We start from the raw sequence: 19,883 nt of genomic DNA on the forward strand, positions 1-19,883 counted from the left end.
CAGGGATGCGGAGAGCGGCCATCCGATGAGCAGGATGGCGGTGCGCACCTGGTCGGTGAGCCAGTCGACGCCGTCGAGGAGTCCGAGCTGGCTGGAGAGCGTCGCGAGAAGCACGACGGCGGCCGCGACGATGCGGCCGATGATGCTGCGCAGGGCCGTGGCCTCGCGATCGAGGACGAGCAGCAGCACCACCACGAGCAAGGCGAAGCCGCCGAGGCCGAACACGGCCTGGAGCAGCTTGCCGACGAGATCCATGGTGGTCATGGGTCACCTCCGTAGGTATGGAGCGGGGGCCGTGCTCTCGCACGACCCCCGCTCGCGGTGTCAGCCTCTGGCTACGGCCAGCTGCTCTCGATCGTCGAGAGCACCGACTCGGTCGACTCGCCGCCGACCCAGTTGACCATCCCGGTCCAGAACGTGCCCGTGCCGACGGCGCCCGGCATGATGTCCGAGCCGTCGAAGCGGAACGTGGTGTCCGGGTCCTGCAGGATCTCGACGGCCGACGTGAGGAGGGCGCTCGAGGCGTTCTCCGGGTCGAGGCCGTTGTTGGCCGAGATCACGCCGCCGAGCGAGACGCGGTTGTTGGCCCACAGGTCGCTCGACAGGTAGGTCTGCGTCGCCACGACCTCCTCGGCGTCGGAGAAGGCGCCCACGAACTCGCCACCGCCGGTGACGGCGTTGCCGTCAGCCTCGGCGCCCGGGAGCAGGAAGGCCCAGACCTCGCCGTCCTCGGCCACCTCGACCGAGTTGTCGTCGCTCCAGAAGCCCTCGTAGAACGAGGCCTGGTGGTGCATGGCGCACGTGCCGTCGAGCACGGGCAGGCCGGCCTCGCCGAAGTCGGTGGTGGCGATCGTCGAGACGTCGCCGATGCCGCCGTTCACGTTGTCGGGGTTGAGGATGAGGTCGCCCACTCGGTCCATGGCGTCGACGATCTGCGGGTCGTCGAAGGGGATCTCGTGGCTCGTCCACTGGTCGTAGACGTCGGCGCCCGCGGTGCGGAGCACGTAGTCCTCGATCCAGTCGGTGCCCGGCCAGCCGGTGGCCTCGCCCGAGCCGAAGCCGACGCACCAGGGCGTCACGCCGGACTCGTCGGTGGACTCGGCGATCGTCGCCGTGAGGTCGTCGAGCTCGTCGAGCGTGGTCGGGATCTCCCAGCCGTTCTCCTCGAAGACCGACGGCGAGTACCAGACGAAGCCCTTGACGCTCGCCATGAGCGGGGCGCCGTAGAGCGTGCCGTCGACGGTGCCGTAGTTCTGCCAGTCCTCGCTCCAGAACTCCTGCGCGTTCGCCTGCACCGACTCCGGCGCGGGCAGCAGCGAGCCGGTGCCGGCCACGGAGGCGAGAAGGCCCGGCTGCGGGAAGATGCCGAGGTCGGGCGGGTTGCCGCCCTGCACGCGCACGTTGATCTGCGCCTCGAACTCGGCGGAGCCCTCGTAGACGACGTCGATGCCCGTGCAGGACTCGAAGTCGGCCCACGACTCGTTGAGACGGTCGGCCTCGGCGTCGAGGATCGTGCCGTAGATGTTGACCTCGGCGCCGTCGAACGTGCCGTAGTCCTCGTAGAGGCTGCAGTCTGCGGCCTCGCCGTCGCCGCCGCCGCCACCGCTGCCGGCGTCGTCGCCGACGCATGCGGTGAGTGCGAGCGCGGTGATGCCTGCGATGCCGAGCGGCATGAGCAGGCGGCGCTGGGAGCGCTTCATCGGAACTCCTGTCTCCATTGGTGCGGGAGCTGCGGACGACCGGAGACAGGTGGGGCATCCGCTGGGGCGCCCTCACCCGAACCGGAACCGGTTCCACAGCACTGCCGACCGTAACGGACGGCCTCGTGGGCCGCAACGATCCGCGGCATCCGCTTTCGCTTCGTTGCGCTTCCGTGATACTCATTGGAACCGGTTGCGGTCGATCGGATCGCGATCAGGCACCGGATGCGCGAGGGGGCGCCATGGCCGTCATCGACGACGTCGCGAGGCTCGCTGGCGTCTCGAAGGCCACCGCATCCCGTGCCCTCTCGGGTCGCGGATCCGTGGCGGATGCCACCCGTCAGCGCGTGCTCCAGGCCGCGTCCGCGCTCGACTTCCGTGCCTCGCCCGCGGCCGTGTCGCTCGCGACCGGACGCACGGGCGCCATCGGCGTGCTCGCCCCCGCGATCGACACCTGGTACGTGTCGACGCTGCTGCGCGGCATCGCCGAGGCGGCCCTCGCCCACGACCTCGACGTCGTGCTCTACGACCTCGGACGCGGCGCCGAGATGCGCGAGCGGGTCTTCGAGCGCTTCCTGCAGCGGCACCACATCGACGCGCTCATCTCGACGACGTTCGCGCTCACGCACCGCGAGGTGTCGCGCCTCGCGTCGATCGGCATCCCGGCGGTCGCGCTGGGGGACGGGGCCGCGGGCGTGCGCTCCTGGTGCCTCGACGACGAGCGCGTCGGCACGCTCGCGACCGAGCACCTGCTGTCGCTCGGGCACCGGCGCATCGCGCACGTGGGCGGGTCGACGGTGCTCGACGAGTCGCTCTTCGCCGCCGAGCGGCTGCGCGAGCGCGGCTACCAGCGTGCGATGCGGGCGGCGGGGCTGCAGCCCGAGCCGACGCTGCTGCACGATCCGACGGCCGACGCGTCGTATGCGCACGCCCTGTCGATGCTGCGCGCTCCCGACCGTCCGCGTGCCGTGTTCGCGGCGACCGACGAGATCGCGATGGGCATCCTGCTCGCCGCACGCTCGCTCGGGCTGCGCGTGCCGCTCGACCTGTCGGTCGTGGGCGTCGACGACCACGCCTACGCGGGCGCGTTCGACCTCACGACGGTGCGACAGGATCCGCGCGAGCACGGCGAGCGCATCGTCGACTGGGTCGTCGCCGACCTGCGCGCGCCCTCGGGCGACACGTCGCACGAGCTCATCGCGCCCGAGCTCGTCGTGCGGGGCTCGACGGCACCGGCCTGAGACGGCCGGCTGGTCGCTGGTGGCGCTGACTGGTCACTGGTGGTGACTGGTCACTCGTGGCGCTGGCCGGTCGCTCGTTGCGACCGACTGGTCACGATTCGGTCCCACGAGTGACCATTCCCCACCACGAGCGACCACCGTCAGACGGACTGGTCAGAGATGCACCGTGACTGGTCGCAGCTGCACCTGACTGGTCGCAGCTTCGGTGCAACTGCGACCAGTCGGGCCGACGGGCTCACGCCGACGGCACCAGCACCACCTCGGCACCGGCGGCGCGGATGGCGTGCAGCACGTCGGCGGGCACCGCATCCGTCGTCACCACCGCATCCACGTCGGCGAACGTCGCGAACCGGTGGGCCGAGGTGCGCGCGAGCTTGTCGGGCGTCACGACCAGCACGACGCGGCGCGAGGCGGCGATGGCCTCGCGCTTCACCTGCGCGTCGTCCCACCCCGCGACCGTGAGCCCCGACTCGGGCGACGCGGCGCATGCGCCGAGGATCGCGACGTCGAACCGCGTCTCGCGCACGGCCTGCAGGGCGCCGACGCCGGCGAACGACAGGTCGTCGTGCACGATCGTGCCGCCGGGCACGCGCACCTCGGCGCCCGGGCGGGCGCCCAGTGCGGCAGCGGCGTGCAGCGAGAGCGCGAGGGCGCGGATGCGTCGTCCGGCGAGCGCGCGGGCCACGGCGACGGCCGTGGTGCCGTTGTCGACGAGCACGGATGCGTCGTCGGGCACGAGCGCGGCGGCGGCCGCGGCGAGCGCGGCCTTGTCGTCGCCGTGCTCGCCGGCGCGCAGCGAGAACGGGAAGCCGGAGCCGCGGTGCGCGACGGGCTCGGCGCCGCCGCGCACGCGTGCGAGCGCACCGACCTCGGCGAGCTCGGCGAGGTCGCGGCGCACGGTGATGGCCGAGGCGCCCGTGAGCGCGCATAGGTCGCCGATCGAGCGCCGCCCCGAGTCGACGGCGCGGATGATCGAACGCTGTCGTTCCGATCGTTGCATGCGATCAGTCTGGCCCCTAGCGTGCATCCGTGGCCATCCGATCGACGCTCCGCCCCATCGCCGGCTCCGGCCTCATGTTCGCGACCAACGGCGCGATCTTCGCCGCGCTGCTGCCCTGGTATCCGCAGCTCGCCGATCGTCTCGGGCTCGGCGGCCTGCAGTTCGGGCTCGTCGTCGCGTGCTTCGCGCTCGGCGCCGTCGTGTCGTCGGCGTTGCCCGCGCCGCTCATCCGTCGCTTCGGGGCGCGTCGCGTCGCCGTGCTCGGCACGGTGCTCATCGCGCTCGCCGTGGCCGCGGCCGGCTGGTCGACGACCGGCGTCGTGCTCGCGGCCTGCATCCTCACCGTCGGCTTCACGGATGCGATCGTCGACGTCGCACAGAACGTCGCCGGCCTGCGCGTGCAGCAGCGTGCCCGGCGGCCCATCCTCGGGTCGATGCACGCCCTGTGGAGCCTCGGCGCCGCCGGCTCCGGCGCCATCTCGACCGCGGTCGCGGCGGCGGGTGGCGATCTGCGCATCCACCTCGCCGTCACCGGGCTCGTCTGCGTGGGCCTCGTCGCGGTCGCGGGCTGGGTCGTCGGCCCGGTGCCCGAGGCGCCCGCCGAGGAGGACGCGGGCGTGCACGGCCTCGCGCGCTGGCGCCGCGTGGCGGTGATCGCGTTGCCGATCGTGATCATCGCGATCGCGGGCACGGTCGTCGAGGACGTCGCCAACAACTGGGCCGCCATCTCGGGCGTGCAGCTGGCCGGACTCGACGCGTCCGTCGCCGGCATCGCCTTCACGGTCGTGATCGCCAGCCAATGCGTGGGCCGCTTCACGGGCGACCTGCTCATCCATCGCCTCGGCCGCGGCACGGTCGCACGCATCGGCGGCGCGCTCGTGGCGCTCGGCGGCATCGCGATCGTGCTCGCCTCCGAGCCCGCGCTGCTCATGACCGGCTTCGTGCTCGCCGGATACGGATGCGCGACGCTCGTGCCGAGCGCGTTCTCGGCCGCGGGCTCCATCCCCGGGCTCAGCGAGGGCGCGGGCGTGACGGTGGTGAGCTGGCTCATGCGCCTTGGATTCCTCGGCACGAGCCCCCTCATCGGCGGGCTGTCGGACGCGGTCGACCTGCGCGTCGGGCTCGCGGTGCTCGTGGTCGCCGGCCTCGTGGTCGTCGTCCTCGCACCGCGGCTCGACCCCGGCGCCCAGCGGCCGCCCGCCGCCGCTCCCGCGCTCTGACCCGTCCCACGGCCTCGGTCCTGCCGCTGACTGGTCGCTCGTGGTGGTGACTGGTCACTCGTGGTCGGGACTGGTCGCTCGTGGGAACGACTGGTGACCACTCGATCCCCACGAGCGACCAGTCGCCGCCAACGAGCGACCAGTCATGCGCCAGACGAGAGCGGGCAGCCGCCCCCATGCGGCACGACCACCGCCGCGCGCAAGCCCCCGCGTCCTCTGGCCGAAGCGGGCCGCGAGTGCTTGGCTGGGTCGACGCGTCCCGGCCGTGAGGCGGGGCGCACCGCACGTGCATGAGCCGAGCGAGAGGACCGCGCATGTCGTTCACCGCACCCATCCCCGTGATCGGCGCGAGCCATGTGCCGGGTCTGCGGCTCGATCCCGACTGGCACCGCAAGTCGGTGTTCTACGAGGTCATGGTGCGGTCGTTCGTCGACTCGAACGGCGACGGCTTCGGCGACTTCCAGGGCCTCACCTCGAAGCTCGACTACCTGCAGTGGCTCGGCATCGACGGCATCTGGGTGCCGCCGTTCTTCCAGTCGCCGCTCAAGGACGGCGGCTACGACGTCTCCGACTACCAGGCGGTGCTGCCCGAGTACGGCACGATCGACGACTTCAAGCACTTCGTGTCGGAGGCGCATGCGCGCAACATGCGCATCATGATCGACCTGCCGATCAACCACACGTCCGACCAGCATCCGTGGTTCCTCGCCTCGCGCGAGGATCCGGAGGGCGAGTTCGGCGACTTCTACGTGTGGCGCGACACCGACGAGGGCTACCCGAACGTGCGCATCATCTTCGTCGACACCGAGACGTCGAACTGGGCGTTCGACAGCCAGCGGCGGCAGTTCTACTGGCACCGCTTCTTCTCGCACCAGCCCGACCTCAACTTCGAGCACCCGGCGGTGCACGAGGCGGTGCGCGACATCCTGCGCTTCTGGCTCGACATCGGCGTCGACGGCATCCGCCTCGACGCCATCCCGTACCTGTACGAGTCGGAGGAGGGCAACGGCGAGTCCGAGCCGGCGACGCACCAGTTCGTGCGCGACCTGCGCACGATGGTCGACCACGAGTACCCCGGTCGCGTGCTCATCGCCGAGGCCAACCAGTGGCCGGCCGAGACGGCCGAGTACTTCGGCACGGCCGAGGAGCCCGAGTGCCACATGGCGTTCGACTTCCCGACGATGCCGCGCATCTTCTACAGCCTGCGCGCGCAGAACGCCGCAGAGCTCAAGCGGGTGCTCTCCGAGCAGGTGGAGGTGCCGCCGGGCGCCGCATGGGGCGTGTTCCTGCGCAACCACGACGAGCTGACGCTCGAGATGGTGAGCGAGGAGTACCGGCAGGCGATGTACGGCTGGTACGCGTACGACCCGCGGATGCGGTCGAACGTGGGCATCCGCCGCCGGCTCGCGTCGTTGCTCGACAACTCGCGCGCCGAGCTCGAGCTCGCGAACGCGCTGCTGCTGTCGCTGCCCGGCTCGCCCTTCCTGTACTACGGCGACGAGATCGGCATGGGCGACAACATCTGGCTCGACGATCGCGACGCGAGCCGCACGCCGATGCAGTGGACGCCCGATCGCAACGCCGGCTTCTCGACCGCCGACCCGGGCAAGCTGTTCCTGCCGCCGGTGCAGTCGCTCGTCTACCACTACACCTCGGTCAACGTGGAGGCGCAGATGGCGCAGGCCTCGAGCCTGCTCAACTGGATGCGGTCGGTGCTCCACACGCGTCGGCAGCATCCGGTGTTCGGCCTCGGCACGATCCGCGTGCTCGAGACCGACAACGAGTCGGTGCTGGCCTTCGTCCGCTCGTATGCCGGCGACGGCACGTACCACGGGCCGAAGGAGGAGCACGTGCTGTGCGTCTTCTCGTTCAGCCACAACCCGGTGCACGTGACGATCGATGCGCCCGACTGGTCGGGCGCCGAGCTGCACGACCTGTTCGGCGGCGGCCAGTTCCCGACGATCGCCGACGACGGCCGCTTCTCGCTGACCTTCGGCACGCAGTCGTTCTACTGGCTGCACATCGCCGCGTCGCGCTGACGAGCGTCAGCGTCGGGCGCGCACGGCCGACACGACGCCCCAGATCAGCACGCCGAGGGCGATCGGGAAGCCGAGCAGCATCATCCCGTCGAGGCGCCCGCCCGGCATGGCGTTCAGCTCGATCGCGACGATCCATGCGACGAGCGTGACGGCACCGATCACGAGGCCGGCGATGATGAGGGCACGCGGCGGCACGTCGTCGTCGGATGGTCGTCGCCGGGCCATGGCTCGAGGGTAGGTCGAGGCACGCCCCTCCGGTCAAGGGGCCGCGGCGTCGACCTCGGCCTGCGAGCGCAGCACGCACAGCTCGTTGCCCTCGGGGTCGGCCATCGTGACCCATCCGCCCGTCGCGGTGCGGCGATCGGCGAGCTGCGTGGCGCCGATGGCGAGCAGGCGCTCGACCTCCTCGTCGCGCGTGCGGTCGGTCGGGCGCAGGTCGAGGTGGATGCGGTTCTTCACCGACTTCGCCTCGGGCACCTCGATGAACAGGAGTCGATGCGAGCCGTCGGGCGCGAGGATCATGCACTCCTCGTGCCCCGGCTCGTTGGGGTCGCCGTCGACGTCGACGTAGCCGAGCACCCGCTTCCACCACTCGGACAGCGCGTACGCGTCGCGGCAGTCGATGGACGTGTGGGAGACGGCGCTGACCATGGCCCGAGGATAGGCGCGCGGCGAGCCCTGCGCGATGCCGTCCTAGGCCGTCGCGAGCTGGATGGCACCCGTCACGATCACGGCGACGCCGCCGAGCGTCGCGACCGTGATGCACGCGATGCGGCCTGCTCGCGGGTCGATGCGCTTCGCGGCATACGAGCCGACGACCGCGCCGAGGGCGAGCGCGGCGAGCGCGACGATCCACTCCGCCAGCGTGAGCGAGGGCACCTCGCCGCGCATGACGAGCGACACGATGCAGACGATCACGAGATACGCCTGCATGCTCGTGACGAACGCCTTGTGCTCCCAGCGGGCAGCGATGGCGTACGCCGTGACGGCCGGCCCGCCGACGCCGGCGAGCACGTTCATCACGCCTCCTGCCGCCCCCGCCGCGACGAGGCCGGGCCAGCGGTCGAGACCCCGGATGCGCCGTGCGGCGACGCTGATCGACAGGGCGATGAGCACGAGGCAGCCGGCGAGGATCGACAGGTGCGGCCCCGCGAGCGATCGGGCGAGCAGCGCGCCCGGCACGATGGCGACGACCGCGGCTGCCGCGATCGGCAGGATCCTCCGGTACTCGACCTGCTTCACGACGCCGAGGTAGGCGACGAGCGCGGTGCCGAGCCCGAAGACGTTGGCCACGACGACGCCCTGCAGCGGGCCGAGCAGCAGCATGAGCATGGGCGAGGCGACGAGGCCGAAGCCGATGCCCGCGACCCGCTGGGTCGTCGAGCCCAGCAGCACGATGCCGCCGATCGCGGCTGCGACCACCACGGTCAGCCGCGCACGACGGCGGTCTTCGCCAGCTTGTCGTGGATCGCCTGGCGGCGCGCATCCCACAGCGGCCACAGGCCGTCGACGATGGGGAACATGCCGGCGACGATGCCGAGCCCGGGCACGCCCGCGAGCAGGTTCGGCATCGCGTAGTGCAGCAGCCAGCGCGACAGCGCCGCGCGCCAGATCGGCAGCCCCTCGCGATCGCGCAGCCGCACGCGGATGCCGAGCAGGCGCTTGCCGAGCGTGCGGCCCCGCAGCGCGACGAGCACGACGTGGTACGCGCCGCTGGCTGCGAGGGTGAGGAACGAGAGGGCGATGAGCTCGCCCGAGTGCTGCGTGAGGAAGCCGACGTACGCCTCGTCGATGGCGGCGCTCGCAGCCGTCGGATCCGCAGCCGCGTCGCCGGAGAGCAGCGGTGCGAAGGCCTCGTCCGCGGCCGCGATGAGCCCGAGCGCGCCCGCGATCACGAGCGTCGTGAGCTGGATGACGATCCAGTCGACGACGTAGGCGCCGAAGCGCCGCCCCCACGTGGCGAGCTCCACGCCGTCGGGCGTGCGGATGCGGTCGTCGGGCGACGCCGGCTGCCCCCAGCCGAGGCCGCGGGACTGGTCGGGCCAGCCCTCCTGCTGCTCCGAGGGGTGCGCGCCATGGCCCTGCTGCGGCTCGGGCTGCACGGGCTGCGGCTGCTGCGGCGCACCCGGCGCCTGGAACGCGGCGGGCTGCGTCTGCTGCACCGCGAGCCACGTGTCGCCGTCCCAGTAGCGGCGATCCTCGGGACCGGTGCCGAACGGATCCTGGTACCAACCGGGCTCCCGGGACTGCTCGCTCATGCCCTCCAGGGTACGGCGGTGCTGCGTGCGGTGCCGCACGCGGCCGTCCGCACGAGGTGTCGCTGCGCGGCCGTTCGGGGCGCAGCGCCCTCGAGGGCCGCAGCGCCGTCACCCCGAGACGCCGTCGCGCCTATGCCATGACGACGCTCGTGCCGGCCGCCGAGTCGTGGAACGCCTGGCGACGGTCGTTCCAGATGAGCGGCCGCAGGCCGTCGATCAGCACCCACAGGCCGGCGGCGCCCCCGAGCCACGGCACCGCCGTGAGCGCACCCGGCGCGAGCTGCACCGCCCAGCGCGTGGCGGCCTCGCCGAGCGTGGGGCGTCGCTCGTGGTCGCGGTGGCGCACGCGGATGCCGAGCACGCGCTTGCCGACGGTCCATCCGAGTCGCGTCAGCATGAGGACGGTGTAGGCGGCGCTCGCGATCAGGGTCAGGGCCAGCATGAGCACCGCGTACCACCATGCGCCCGAGCCCGGTCGCGTCCACGCCTCGGCGACGAGGTCGGCGGGCATCGAGCCGAACCATGTCACGGGACCGAGCAGCCCGAGCGGCAGCAGCACGGCCTGCACGGCGATCGCCACGAGCAAGCCGTCGATCCAGTAGGCGACGAGGCGGCGCCACCACGCGGCGAGCGGCACGCCGTCGGGCGTCACGACGCGGTCGCGCTGCGTCGGCGGCAGCAGCATCGCCTCCTCCGCCGTCGGCGTCGGGCGGGGGCGGCCGTCGTGTCCGGGGATCCACTGGTCGCTCATGCGACGTACCGTATCGATCCGTTCGCGGCGCGTGAACCCCCTCGACGCCATCCTGCGCCCGCAGCGGCGTAGCCTCGGACCATGAGCAACGACGAGGCCGCCCCGGTCGTCGAGGCGGAGCGCGGATGCGTCGACGAGGCCGCCGAGGCCGGCGTCGAGCTGCTGCTGCCGCGCGAGGTGCCGCTCGGCGGCCCGCGAGCGATGCCCGTGCTGCGCGTGCTGCCGAACAAGCACCGCCACATGGTGGGTGCGTGGTGCTTCGCGGACGCGTTCGGCCCCGAGGACGTCACGGCGCACGGCGGCATGGACGTGCCGCCGCATCCGCACACGGGCCTGCAGACGGTGTCGTGGCTCGTCGCCGGCAGCATCGAGCACCGAGACTCGGTGGGCTCGGTGCACACGGTGGCGCCGGGCGGCGTCAACGTCATGACGGCCGGCCGCGGCATCGCGCACTCCGAGCACTCGACGCCCGAGACGACGTCGCTGCACGGCGTGCAGCTGTGGGTGGCGCTGCCCGAGGCGCAGCGGTGGATCGAGCCGCACTTCGCGGGTCTCGATGCCGTGCCGACGGTGTCGGTGGGGGATGCGACGGTGCAGGTGTTCGCCGGCTCGCTGGGCGTGCTGCACGCCGAGGTGCCGGTGCACACGCCCATCGTCGGCGCCGAGGTGCGGCTGCCGGCCGGCGGCGTCGCCGAGGTGCCCGCCGACCCGTCGTTCGAGCACGGCGTGCTCGCGCTCACCGAGGGCCTCGTCGTGGGCGGCGTGCCCGTGCCCGTCGGCGGCATGGCGGTGATGGCGCCGGGCGACGACCTCGTGCGCATCCACGCCGATGCCGACGCAGCTGGCGACGTCGTCGCGATCCTGCTGGGCGGCGAGCCCTTCGCCGAGGAGATCGTCATGTTCTGGAACTTCGTCGGCACGACCCACGACGACGTCGCGGCAGCGCGCGAGTCGTGGATGCGCGAGCGCGACGCGGGCGCGGAGGCGCGCGAGCGCTTCGGCGTCGTGCCCGGCGGCGAGCCCACGCTGCCGTCGCCGCGCCTGCCCGACGTCGAGCTGCTGCCGCGCGGTCGCGCCCGCCGGCGCTGAGGCGCCGACGCGCTAGGCCGTGACGGCCGCGGCGTTCGCGACCGGCGCTCGATCGCGCAGCACCGCGAAGGTCGCGATGCCCGTCGCGACGCATGCGAGCGCTGCGAGCCACGGCATGGCCCACGACAGCCCGCCGCCGGTCATGAGGGTGTCGGCGATGTCCATGCCGAGGCCGAGCTCCCACCAGCCGAGCCCCATGATCGCGAGGATGCCCGGAGCGGCGGTCCAGGCGAAGGAGGCTCCCGGGCGCAGACGGCGCCACCGCACGATGGCGGCGACGACGATCGCCGACGCGGCCCATGCCGCACCGAACACCATCGCGAGTCGGGAGCCTTCGGCGCCGGCGGCCGCGAGTGCCGCATGCACCTCGGCCGCAGCGGCGCCGGGCACGAGCGTCTCGGGCAGCCACACGAGTGCGTCGACGACGCCCAGGGCGACGAGGACGAGGCTCACGCCCGCGCCGGTCGCGATCGCGCGCGGCGCGCGCGGGGCGAACGGTGGCACCCCGCGCCCCGTGAGCACGAGCGCGAGGCACGCGACGATCGCGAGGAGGAGGGGGATCCCGAGCACGAGGGCCGCGCCGAGGATCGCTCCGAACGCCACGCCGACGGCGGCGACCGATGCTCCGGCGGCGATGACCGCGATGGCGACGAGCTGCCCGCGCGGCGCACCCTGCACGGCCGCGCGCACGAGCAGCCCGGCGCCGGCGACGACCGCGGTCGCGACGAGCGCGACCATCGGCGCGATCGACCACCAGCCGTCGCGCGGCATCACCGTCATGGCGAAGAGGCCCGCGGCGACGACGGCCGAGAGGCAGGCCACCGCGGCGCGCACGTCGGGGCGGTGGAGGGCGTCGGGCATGCCTCGACGCTAGGCGGGCGCCCTGGACGCGGCGTGCACCGACCCGCTGCGGCACCGGTATGCGCAGGAATCACGATTCTTGACGATCGAGCAAACTCGCCGCACATCCGACTCGCGAGAGCCGGATGCCGCGCACGGAGCGCGGCTAGCGTCGAAGCGTGCTCTCTCGCACATGATCGACGGTCGTGCTGTTCTCCGCTTCGTCGGGGGCCAGCCAACCGCAGCACGACCGTCGATCAAGATCCGCGGATCCTCTCCGCATCGCGCGCCCTACGGCGGGACTCACGCGTTCGCGCGCGCGAGATCGGCGAGCACGGCGGCCATCGCAGCCGGCTCCCACGAGTGCCAGCGGCCGTCGACCTCGATCGCCGTGCCGCCGGTCGCGGCGGCGATCGCTGCTGCCGCCTCGGGCATCCCGGGGAACGTCTCGGTGCCGACGGCGGCGACGACGGGCACGTCGACGTCCTGCAGCACCTCGGGCAGGGGTCGTGCGGTGGCCCACACGAGCGACTCGCCGTCGGGGCCGTAGCTCACGACCTGGGCGACCATCGTGGGGAACTCGGGCGTGCTGCGTGCGCCCTCGAGGAACTCGGGCGGCATGTCCTCCATGTACGTCTCGAGCGCGCGCTCGAGCTCGCCGCGCGCGATGAGGTCGGCGCACCGCCCCCACCAGTCGGCGGTCGCGGCGCCGTCCTCGGTGAGCGGCGCCTCCCAGAGCGCGAGCGCGGATGCGGGCACGCCGGCCGCGGCGGCGGCGAGCGCGATCGAGCAGCCCGACGAGTGGCCCACGAGCACGGCGCGGCCACCGACGCGGTCGACGAGCGCACGGATGGCGTCGATCTCGCGAGCGAGGTCGATGGGGCCGTCGACGCTCGACTCGCCGCGACCGAGGCGGTCGTGCACGGTCGACTGGATGCCCGCCTCGGCGAGCAGCGCGGCCGTGGGCGTCGTGACGTGATCGGTGGCCCGGTACGGGCCAGCGCCGGCGATGAACACGACGGCGGGTGCGCCCTCGGGGCCGTGGTGGTCGAAGGCGACGCGGTCGCCGCGGGCGGTGGTGACGTGCTCGGACATCGGGGCTCCTCGAACTCTGGACCGCTCGGTCTGCTGTCGAGAATCTAGACCCGCTGGTATGATCGGCGCAAGAGGTGATGCATGGATCTGCGACCGAGCTCGATCGCCAAGCGCGAGCGCATCCTCGAGGCCGCCGAGGCGCGATTCCTCGAGGTCGGCTTCGACGCCGTGACGATGGCCGACATCGCCGAGCGCGCCGACGTCGCCAAGCAGACGCTCTACGCCCACTTCGGGTCGAAGGAGGCGCTGTTCGTCGGCCTCGTCACCGGCATCACCACGGGCACGAGCGCGCAGGTGCAGCCCGTCGAGGTGCCCGACGGCGCCGCGGCCGCCGACGTGCTCGAGGCATACCTCGCGCGGCAGCTCGACGCCGTGCTGCAGCCGCGCGTGCTCGCGGTGCGCAGGCTCGTCATCGGCGAGGTCGTGCGCTTCCCGGCGCTCGCGGAGGCGCTCTGGCATCACGGGCCGCGGCTCGGCATCGAGCGGATCGGCGCGCTGCTCGCCGTGCTCGTCGAGCGCGGTGCGCTGCACGTCTCCGACGTGCCGGCCGCCGCGACGCAGCTGAACTGGCTCGTGATGGGCGAGCCCGTCAACGCGGCGATGCTGCGCGGCGACGCTGCCCTGCCATCGGCGCGCGAGCGCGCGGCGATCGTGCAGGGCGCGGTGCGGGTCTTCCTCGCCGCCTACGGCACCTGACCGGGCTGCATCCCCCGTCCGGGCACGAAGAAGCGGTGCGGACTGGCACTGAGGAGCTCGCTATCGCGAGGTGAGTGAAGGCTCCTGGTCGGTCCGCACCGCTTGGCTTGGCCCTGACCCTAGACCCGCCCGGAACGGGTGACAAGACCCGTCAGGCGCCGGCGGGCGTGTCGGATGCGGGCGTGCTCGCCGCTCCCGGAGCGCGCGGGTGCCGGATGCCCGGATGATCGTGGGGGATCGATCGGAACAGCACGATGCCCGACACGACGAGGCATGCGGCGACGAGCGGATAGGTGAGCGCCGCCTGGAAGAAGGCGAGGGCTCCAGGCAGGTCGAGCACGAACAGCGGCACGAACACCGCGAGACGCACGACGTACTGCAGCACCCAGATCCACGACGCCCGCTGGTACGCGCGCAGCAGCACGGGGTCGCCTCGCCAGCGCGTGCGCGTGCCGACGACGGCGCCGAGGATGAGCCCGAGGAACGGCCACCGCACGACGATCGACCCCGCCCATGCGAGGGCGCTCGCCGCGTTCGTGAGCAGGCGGATGAGGAAGAAGTCGCGCGCCTCGCCGGTGTACGCGGCGATGAGCGCCGCGACGACGACGGCGAGCAGGCCGATGACGACGGCGCGGGGGCGGCGCCCCTGCGCGACGCCGACCACGGCGATCGCGAGCGACGCGAGCACGGCGGCGCCGCATCCGAGCCAGAGCGCGAACGAGCCCGGCAGCGCGGTGCCGGAGAGCCATCCCACGAGGAACGCCGCGGGCGGGATGCTCGCCTCGATCGCCGCGCGCGAGCCGCCCAGCAGGTCGGCGAGCGACTCGCGCGGCGGCGTCGGCCGCAGCGCATCGTCTGCGGGGCGCTGCGACATGAGGCAAGCCTAACTTCGCCGCGCGACTCGCGTGACTGGTCGCCGTCGACGCATGACTGGTCGCGGCTGCACCGGACTGGTCGCTGTTCCGGTGCACCTGCGACCAGTCGACGCGCACCAGTGACCAGTCACGGCAGCAGGACCTCCGTCGAGCGGCGGACGCGGGCGCCATCGGGTGCGTCGAAGGGATGACGCGGACGCGTGGCGCCGTGCGTAGCGTCGCCGCCATGGGACGCACGAAGGCAGGAGACGGCAGGGCGCTGCGGCCGATGCGGCACGTCCAGTTCCTCTGGCGCACGCAGCTCGGCATCGACCACGCGGGCTCGCGGTGGGTCGTCGAGCAGGACTTCGCCGACGGAGAGGAGCGCATCGAGCTCTACCGCGACGGCGTGCAGGTGGCGAAGGCCACGAGCCCCGCCCGCTTCGACGTGCCGGATGGACGCATCGAGGCGAAGATCGTGTCGGGCCAGGTGCGGCGAGCGCGACTCGTGACCCACGCGGGCACGCAGCGGATGACGCCCGAGCGCGGCACCGCCGAGCACGGCCGCGCACGCTTCGCCGAGCGCTTCCCCGTCGCGAGCGGCATCGTCGCGGCGATCTCCCTCACGATCGTCGTCGGTGCAGCGATCCTCGAGCTGCCGCAGCTGCTGCAGGTCGTCACGCACGTCGAGGTCGTGCGCGACTGGCTCGGCTGGTCGTTCGTCTCGCCCATCCAGCTGCCCGTCGAGTGGAACGTGCCGATCACGGTCGCCGGCGTCGTCGCGTCGATCGAGCGAGGCTGGCGCTTCCAGCACATCCCGGGCATCGACGAGTAGGTCCATCGGCTGGTCGAGGAGGCCGCAGCCGTCACGAGGCCAGGTGTCGTGCCCGCTCGGCGCGACCACGTGCATGTCTGGGTGGGAGCAGCGCTCGCGTGGTCTCGTGACGCGTGCTCGCTGCGCAAGCGCGCTCCTCGACCAGCTGGATGGGCGAGCGCGCTCCTCGACCAGCTGCCGGGGTGCACCGGCTCGAAGGGAGGGACGCGGGCCGCTGGCGCCGCTCAGTCCTGCGCCTCTCCGTTCGACCGCCATCCGCGCGGACCCACGCCGCCTGCGCGGTACTCGGCGAGCGGCACCTCGTCGCGCTTCCATGCGCGCAGCACGGGCTCGACGATGCGCCAGCACTCCTCGGCCGCATCCGCCCGCACCGCGAGCCGCGGGTCGCCGTCGAGGATCGACGCGAGCACCTCGCCGTACGGCTCGAGCTGGCCCCCGCCGAGCTCGCCGCGCAGCACCGACTGCTCGAGCGTGAACGGGTCGCCCTTGCCGTTCGTCGTGAGGTGGATCGCGAAGGAGTCGGGCCGGAAGTCGAGCACGAGCCGGTCGGCGGAGTTGCGGCCGCCGAAGCCGCGCGGCACGTACGCCGGCTCGCGGAAGTGGATGACGGCCTGCTTGCGGATGTGCCCCATGGCCTTGCCGCTGCGCAGCACGAACGGCACGCCCGCCCAGCGCTGGTTGTCGACGTGCACCGTCACCTCGGCGAGCGTCTCGGTGCCGCGCGACGCATCCACGCCGTCCTCGCCCGTGTAGTCGGGCACCTCGCGGTCCCCGATCGCACCAGCCGTGTAGCGCGCGCGACGCGCATCCGTCGCCGGGTCGACGACGCGAGCGGCGCGCAGCACCTGCCCGATGGCGTCGCGCAGGTCGCGCGCGTCGATCGACGCGGGCGGCTCGATCGCCACGAGCGCGAGCACCTGCAGCAGGTGGCTCTGGATCATGTCGCGCAGCGCGCCGGCCGTGTCGTAGTAGCCGGCGCGACCCTCGAGCGCGACGGTCTCGTCGTAGAGGATCTCGACCTTCGCGATGGAGTCGCGATCCCACAGGGGCGAGAGGATGCGGTTCGCGAAGCGCATGCCGAGCAGGTTGAGCACCGTGTAGAGGCCGAGGAAGTGGTCGATGCGGAAGATCTGATCCTCGGGCACGATGCGCTGCACGAGCGCGTTGAGCTCGCGGGCGTCGTCGAGGCTCGAGCCGAACGGCTTCTCGATCGCGAGGATCGCGCCGTCGGGTGCGCCGACCTCGGCGAGCGCCTCGCACACCATGCGGCTCACGTGCGGCGGCAGCGCGAAGTAGAGGACGAGGCGGTCGCAGTCGACGCTCTCGAGCAGCGCGCGCAGCGCCTTCGGGTCCGTCGCGTCGCCCGCGACGTAGCGGGTCGTGTCGACGACGTGCTGCGCCGTCGCGCCCAGCTCGCCCGCATCCCCCTCGCCGTGCGCCGCCGCCATGGCGGTCTGCACGCGGCTGCGCCACTCGTCCTGCCCGAGGTCGCGCAGATCGGCGCCCACGATCTCGAGGCTGCGCTTCGGCTGTGCGCGCAGCAGCGTCGCGATGCCGGGCAGCAGCAGCCGAGACGTGAGGTCGCCGGATGCGCCGAGGATGAGCAGGGTCGTGCGATCAGCCGCCATGCGGCCACTCTTCCACGCGGCACGGCTCCGGCTCGGCCACTTGCGCGCGGCACCGGGACGTCGGCGCATGTGACGATCGTGTGACGACGCTGGTGTCCTGGCGAAGTGGGCTATACCATTTCGGGATCAGCACCGAGAGGAGACCCCATGGGCGTCTTCGAGGACATCGTCCGCACCATCACCGACAACCTGTTCAGCCAGGTCGCGATCCTCATCGGCCTCATCGCGCTCGTCGGGCTCGCGCTGCAGCGCAAGCCGATCGAGGAGGTCGTCGCCGGCGCCATGCGCGCCACGATCGGCGTCGTCATCCTGAACATCGGCATCGACCTCTTCATCGGCGGGCTCGTCGCCTTCCAGGCGATCGTGTCGAGCGCCATGGGACTCCAGCCGCCGGCAGCCGAGTCGACGCTCGCCGAGTTCAACGCGGGGCCGGGCTCCGTCGTGCCGCTCATCATCGCCGGCGGCTTCGTCGTGCATCTCGTGGTCGTGCGGATCTTCCCCGCAGCGCGCTTCGTCTACCTCACCGGTCACCTCATGTACTGGATGGCCGTGGTGCTGGCCGCGACGATCGTCGAGGCGTTCGGCGAGGTCGACCGCTGGGTCGTCGCGGGCGCGGGCGCCGTGATCATCGGCTGCTACTGGGTGCTCCAGCCGCTCTGGACCCAGCCGCTCATGCGCAAGGTCATGGGCGACGACACCGTCGGCCTCGCGCACACGACCTCGACGCTCGCCCTCGCCGCGGGCTACGGCGCCCGCGCGCTGCGGCTCGGCGACCCCGTGCGGCACGACTCCGAGCGGCTGCGGCTGCCGAAGGCGCTCTCGTTCTTCAAGGACATCACCGTGTCGACCGCGTTCGTGACGGGCATCATCATGCTCGTCGCCATCGCGTTCGCCGACGCCGCGATCGTCGAGGAGCAGATGGCGGGCTCCGCGGTGCTGCCGTGGGTGTGGGGCCTCCTGCAGGCGCTGCGCTTCGCCGCCGGCATCGCGATCCTGCTCTTCGGCGTGCGCATGTTCCTCGCCGAGATCGTGCCCGCGTTCCGCGGCCTGTCCGAGAAGGTGCTGCCCGGCACGAAGCCCGCGCTCGACATCCCCGTCACGTTCACGAAGGCGCCGACGTCGGTCATGGTCGGCTTCATCACCTCGACGGTCGTCTTCCTCATCCTCATGGGCGTCTTCGCGCTCGCCGGCTGGTTCGTGCTCGTGCCGCCGATGATCATGCTGTTCTTCGGCGGCGGTGCGGGTGGCGTGTTCGGCAACGCCGTCGCAGGGTGGCGCGGCGCGGTCTTCGGCGGCCTGCTCAACGGCGTCGTGCTCGCGTTCGGCCAGTGGATCGGCTGGGGCCTCTACGGCTCGACCGCGCCGGAGCTCGCGACCCTCGCCGACCCCGACTGGTACGCCGTCGGCTGGATCCTGCTCGGGCTCGGATCGCTGCTCGCACCGCTGGGCGCGGGCGGCGTGTGGATCATCGCCGGCGTCGTCGTCGCGATCACGGTCGCCGTGCTCGTCGTGCTCGGTCGGCGCGGCGGCGGTCGCGACGTGCTCGAGTCGGTCGACGAGCCGCAGCCCGTGCTCGTCGGCGCCGGCGACGAGGGCACCGCGACGGCGATGGGGAGGAGTCCGGGCGCCGACGCCGCACGCCCCGCCGAGCTGCGGGTGCTCGCCGTCTGCGGCGCCGGGATGGGCTCGAGCCTCATCCTGCGCACGACCGCAGAGGCGGCGCTCGCCGACCTCGGCGTCGCGGCGAGGCTCGACCACACCGACGTCTCGTCGGCGCGCAGCGCCACCGCCGACGTCGTGGTGGCCCAGGCGACCTACCTCGGCGAGCTCGGCGACCTCGCACCCGTCATGGTGCCCATCGAGTCGTTCGTCGATCGGAAGCACGTCGAGCAGCGGATCGCGGATGCGCTGCGGAAGCAGGGATGGCTGTGATCGACGACGTGCTCGACCACCTGCGCGTCGTCGTCGACGACGCGGCCGACGGCATCCATCGGGCCGCCGACGCCATCGTCGCGACCGGTCGGGCGGGAGGGCTCGTGCGCCCCGCGGGTGCCGGCCACTCGCTCGCGGCCGTGCTCGAGACCTTCTTCCGCGCCGGCGGGCTCGCGTTCGTGCGACCCCTGTGGCACGAGCGCGTGCTGCCCTTCGCGGGCGCGTCCGCGGCGACCTCGTCGGAGCGCGAGCCGGGTCTCGGGCGGGGCGTCGCCGACGCGGCGGGGATCGAGGCGCGCGACACGCTCGTGGTGTTCTCGAACTCGGGCGCCAACCCCTACCCGGTCGAGATCGCGCAGGCGGGCGTCGAGGCGGGCGCGACGGTCGTCGCCCTCACGTCGCTCGCGGCGAGCGCGGCCGCGCCGACCGATCGCGCCCCCGTGCGCCTCGCCGACGTCGCGACCATCGTGCTCGACACCCAGGTGCGCGCCGGCGACGCGTCGTGGCCGATCGACGCACCCGTGACGGCGCCGACGTCGAGCCTCGTCACGACGGCACTGTGGACGGCGATCCTGCGCGAGGTGCACGACCGCTGGCCCGACGCGCCACGGTGGCGCTCGGCGAACGTCGCGGGCTCCGACGGCGCGAACCAGGCGCTCTTCGACGCGCTCGAGCCGCGCATCCCCGAGCTGCGCTGAGCGCAGG

Annotated in this window: 19 protein-coding genes; 8 read left to right on the forward strand and 11 right to left on the reverse strand. The window is 72.7% G+C overall.

Annotated features, from left to right (window positions below; all coding sequences use genetic code 11):
* Positions 1 to 335 precede the first annotated feature (335 nt).
* Entirely contained in the window at positions 336 to 1,700 is a 1,365-nt protein-coding gene (locus FS793_RS12515) for an ABC transporter substrate-binding protein (RefSeq protein ID WP_144720848.1), read from the reverse strand.
* Between the two features lie 242 nt (positions 1,701 to 1,942).
* Between FS793_RS12515 and FS793_RS12520 the strand changes: the two genes are divergently transcribed.
* On the forward strand, positions 1,943 to 2,941 hold the full coding sequence (locus FS793_RS12520) for a LacI family DNA-binding transcriptional regulator (protein ID WP_144720849.1): 999 nt from the start codon (positions 1,943 to 1,945) through the stop codon (positions 2,939 to 2,941).
* A 235-nt stretch (positions 2,942 to 3,176) separates the two neighbouring features.
* Here FS793_RS12520 and FS793_RS12525 read toward each other — a convergent pair whose 3' ends face one another.
* The gene (locus FS793_RS12525; protein WP_186329501.1) at positions 3,177 to 3,941 is read right to left on the reverse strand and encodes a DeoR/GlpR family DNA-binding transcription regulator; all 765 of its coding nucleotides are present in this window, start codon (positions 3,939 to 3,941) and stop codon (positions 3,177 to 3,179) included.
* A gap of 29 nt (positions 3,942 to 3,970) precedes the next feature.
* Here FS793_RS12525 and FS793_RS12530 point away from each other — a divergent pair, with 29 nt between their 5' ends.
* The gene (locus FS793_RS12530; protein ID WP_260980159.1) at positions 3,971 to 5,161 is read left to right on the forward strand and encodes an MFS transporter; all 1,191 of its coding nucleotides are present in this window, start codon (positions 3,971 to 3,973) and stop codon (positions 5,159 to 5,161) included.
* Between the two features lie 314 nt (positions 5,162 to 5,475).
* Complete coding sequence (gene treS, locus FS793_RS12535) at positions 5,476 to 7,200, forward strand: maltose alpha-D-glucosyltransferase (RefSeq protein WP_144720851.1); 1,725 nt, start codon at positions 5,476 to 5,478, stop codon at positions 7,198 to 7,200.
* Positions 7,201 to 7,206: 6 nt separating this feature from the next.
* Here the strand turns inward: treS and FS793_RS12540 are convergent, their stop codons facing one another.
* The 5 genes from FS793_RS12540 to FS793_RS12560 all read right to left on the reverse strand — a co-directional run bounded on the left by FS793_RS12540 (position 7,207) and on the right by FS793_RS12560 (position 10,209).
* Positions 7,207 to 7,425: a hypothetical protein gene (locus FS793_RS12540; RefSeq protein WP_144720852.1), complete on the reverse strand. Its 219-nt coding sequence runs from the start codon at positions 7,423 to 7,425 to the stop codon at positions 7,207 to 7,209.
* A gap of 33 nt (positions 7,426 to 7,458) precedes the next feature.
* Positions 7,459 to 7,851, reverse strand: coding sequence for a VOC family protein (locus FS793_RS12545; protein WP_144720853.1), 393 nt, complete (start codon positions 7,849 to 7,851; stop codon positions 7,459 to 7,461).
* Positions 7,852 to 7,893: 42 nt separating this feature from the next.
* Complete coding sequence (locus FS793_RS12550; RefSeq protein WP_186329502.1) at positions 7,894 to 8,625, reverse strand: TSUP family transporter; 732 nt, start codon at positions 8,623 to 8,625, stop codon at positions 7,894 to 7,896.
* Between the two features lie 2 nt (positions 8,626 to 8,627).
* Positions 8,628 to 9,458, reverse strand: a complete 831-nt coding sequence (locus FS793_RS12555) for an RDD family protein (protein ID WP_144720855.1) — start codon at positions 9,456 to 9,458, stop codon at positions 8,628 to 8,630.
* A 130-nt stretch (positions 9,459 to 9,588) separates the two neighbouring features.
* Positions 9,589 to 10,209, reverse strand: coding sequence for an RDD family protein (locus tag FS793_RS12560; protein WP_186329503.1), 621 nt, complete (start codon positions 10,207 to 10,209; stop codon positions 9,589 to 9,591).
* Positions 10,210 to 10,290: 81 nt separating this feature from the next.
* Between FS793_RS12560 and FS793_RS12565 the strand changes: the two genes are divergently transcribed.
* Positions 10,291 to 11,298 (forward strand): pirin family protein, encoded by a 1,008-nt coding sequence (locus FS793_RS12565; RefSeq protein WP_144720857.1) that lies wholly within the window; start codon positions 10,291 to 10,293, stop codon positions 11,296 to 11,298.
* Between the two features lie 12 nt (positions 11,299 to 11,310).
* On the opposite strand, the gene FS793_RS12570 is transcribed toward FS793_RS12565, so the two are convergent.
* The gene (locus tag FS793_RS12570) at positions 11,311 to 12,159 is read right to left on the reverse strand and encodes a hypothetical protein (RefSeq protein WP_144720858.1); all 849 of its coding nucleotides are present in this window, start codon (positions 12,157 to 12,159) and stop codon (positions 11,311 to 11,313) included.
* Between the two features lie 282 nt (positions 12,160 to 12,441).
* Positions 12,442 to 13,233: an alpha/beta fold hydrolase gene (locus tag FS793_RS12575; RefSeq protein WP_144720859.1), complete on the reverse strand. Its 792-nt coding sequence runs from the start codon at positions 13,231 to 13,233 to the stop codon at positions 12,442 to 12,444.
* Positions 13,234 to 13,314: 81 nt separating this feature from the next.
* Between FS793_RS12575 and FS793_RS12580 the strand changes: the two genes are divergently transcribed.
* Complete coding sequence (locus FS793_RS12580) at positions 13,315 to 13,929, forward strand: TetR/AcrR family transcriptional regulator (protein ID WP_144720860.1); 615 nt, start codon at positions 13,315 to 13,317, stop codon at positions 13,927 to 13,929.
* 151 nt (positions 13,930 to 14,080) lie between these two features.
* On the opposite strand, the gene FS793_RS12585 is transcribed toward FS793_RS12580, so the two are convergent.
* A complete protein-coding gene (locus FS793_RS12585) occupies positions 14,081 to 14,803 on the reverse strand; it encodes a DUF3159 domain-containing protein (RefSeq protein ID WP_144720861.1) in 723 nt (240 codons plus the stop codon).
* Between the two features lie 227 nt (positions 14,804 to 15,030).
* Here FS793_RS12585 and FS793_RS12590 point away from each other — a divergent pair, with 227 nt between their 5' ends.
* Positions 15,031 to 15,618, forward strand: a complete 588-nt coding sequence (locus tag FS793_RS12590; RefSeq protein ID WP_144720862.1) for a hypothetical protein — start codon at positions 15,031 to 15,033, stop codon at positions 15,616 to 15,618.
* 224 nt (positions 15,619 to 15,842) lie between these two features.
* Here the strand turns inward: FS793_RS12590 and FS793_RS12595 are convergent, their stop codons facing one another.
* Positions 15,843 to 17,246, reverse strand: coding sequence for a glucose-6-phosphate dehydrogenase (locus FS793_RS12595; protein ID WP_144720863.1), 1,404 nt, complete (start codon positions 17,244 to 17,246; stop codon positions 15,843 to 15,845).
* Between the two features lie 147 nt (positions 17,247 to 17,393).
* Between FS793_RS12595 and FS793_RS12600 the strand changes: the two genes are divergently transcribed.
* Positions 17,394 to 19,178 (forward strand): PTS transporter subunit IIC, encoded by a 1,785-nt coding sequence (locus FS793_RS12600; protein WP_144720864.1) that lies wholly within the window; start codon positions 17,394 to 17,396, stop codon positions 19,176 to 19,178.
* Positions 19,169 to 19,876: a sugar isomerase domain-containing protein gene (locus FS793_RS12605; protein WP_144720865.1), complete on the forward strand. Its 708-nt coding sequence runs from the start codon at positions 19,169 to 19,171 to the stop codon at positions 19,874 to 19,876. The genes FS793_RS12600 and FS793_RS12605 overlap by 10 nt, the downstream gene beginning before the upstream one ends.
* Positions 19,877 to 19,883 lie beyond the last annotated feature (7 nt).

The sequence above is a fragment of the Agrococcus jejuensis genome (assembly GCF_007679035.1).
In the GTDB taxonomy this organism is placed as follows: domain Bacteria; phylum Actinomycetota; class Actinomycetes; order Actinomycetales; family Microbacteriaceae; genus Agrococcus; species Agrococcus jejuensis_A.

Coding starts and splice junctions, on each gene's coding strand:
- FS793_RS12585 (WP_144720861.1), bottom strand. CDS start 14,803: ATGTCGCAGCGCCCCGCAGACGATGCGCTGCGGCCGACGCCGCCGCGC.
- FS793_RS12575 (WP_144720859.1), bottom strand. CDS start 13,233: ATGTCCGAGCACGTCACCACCGCCCGCGGCGACCGCGTCGCCTTCGAC.
- FS793_RS12565 (WP_144720857.1), top strand. CDS start 10,291: ATGAGCAACGACGAGGCCGCCCCGGTCGTCGAGGCGGAGCGCGGATGC.
- FS793_RS12570 (WP_144720858.1), bottom strand. CDS start 12,159: ATGCCCGACGCCCTCCACCGCCCCGACGTGCGCGCCGCGGTGGCCTGC.
- FS793_RS12590 (WP_144720862.1), top strand. CDS start 15,031: ATGGGACGCACGAAGGCAGGAGACGGCAGGGCGCTGCGGCCGATGCGG.
- FS793_RS12520 (WP_144720849.1), top strand. CDS start 1,943: ATGGCCGTCATCGACGACGTCGCGAGGCTCGCTGGCGTCTCGAAGGCC.
- FS793_RS12600 (WP_144720864.1), top strand. CDS start 17,394: ATGGGCGTCTTCGAGGACATCGTCCGCACCATCACCGACAACCTGTTC.
- FS793_RS12515 (WP_144720848.1), bottom strand. CDS start 1,700: ATGAAGCGCTCCCAGCGCCGCCTGCTCATGCCGCTCGGCATCGCAGGC.
- FS793_RS12580 (WP_144720860.1), top strand. CDS start 13,315: ATGGATCTGCGACCGAGCTCGATCGCCAAGCGCGAGCGCATCCTCGAG.
- FS793_RS12605 (WP_144720865.1), top strand. CDS start 19,169: ATGGCTGTGATCGACGACGTGCTCGACCACCTGCGCGTCGTCGTCGAC.
- FS793_RS12545 (WP_144720853.1), bottom strand. CDS start 7,851: ATGGTCAGCGCCGTCTCCCACACGTCCATCGACTGCCGCGACGCGTAC.
- FS793_RS12540 (WP_144720852.1), bottom strand. CDS start 7,425: ATGGCCCGGCGACGACCATCCGACGACGACGTGCCGCCGCGTGCCCTC.
- FS793_RS12555 (WP_144720855.1), bottom strand. CDS start 9,458: ATGAGCGAGCAGTCCCGGGAGCCCGGTTGGTACCAGGATCCGTTCGGC.
- FS793_RS12595 (WP_144720863.1), bottom strand. CDS start 17,246: ATGGCGGCTGATCGCACGACCCTGCTCATCCTCGGCGCATCCGGCGAC.
- FS793_RS12560 (WP_186329503.1), bottom strand. CDS start 10,209: ATGAGCGACCAGTGGATCCCCGGACACGACGGCCGCCCCCGCCCGACG.
- treS (WP_144720851.1), top strand. CDS start 5,476: ATGTCGTTCACCGCACCCATCCCCGTGATCGGCGCGAGCCATGTGCCG.
- FS793_RS12525 (WP_186329501.1), bottom strand. CDS start 3,941: ATGCAACGATCGGAACGACAGCGTTCGATCATCCGCGCCGTCGACTCG.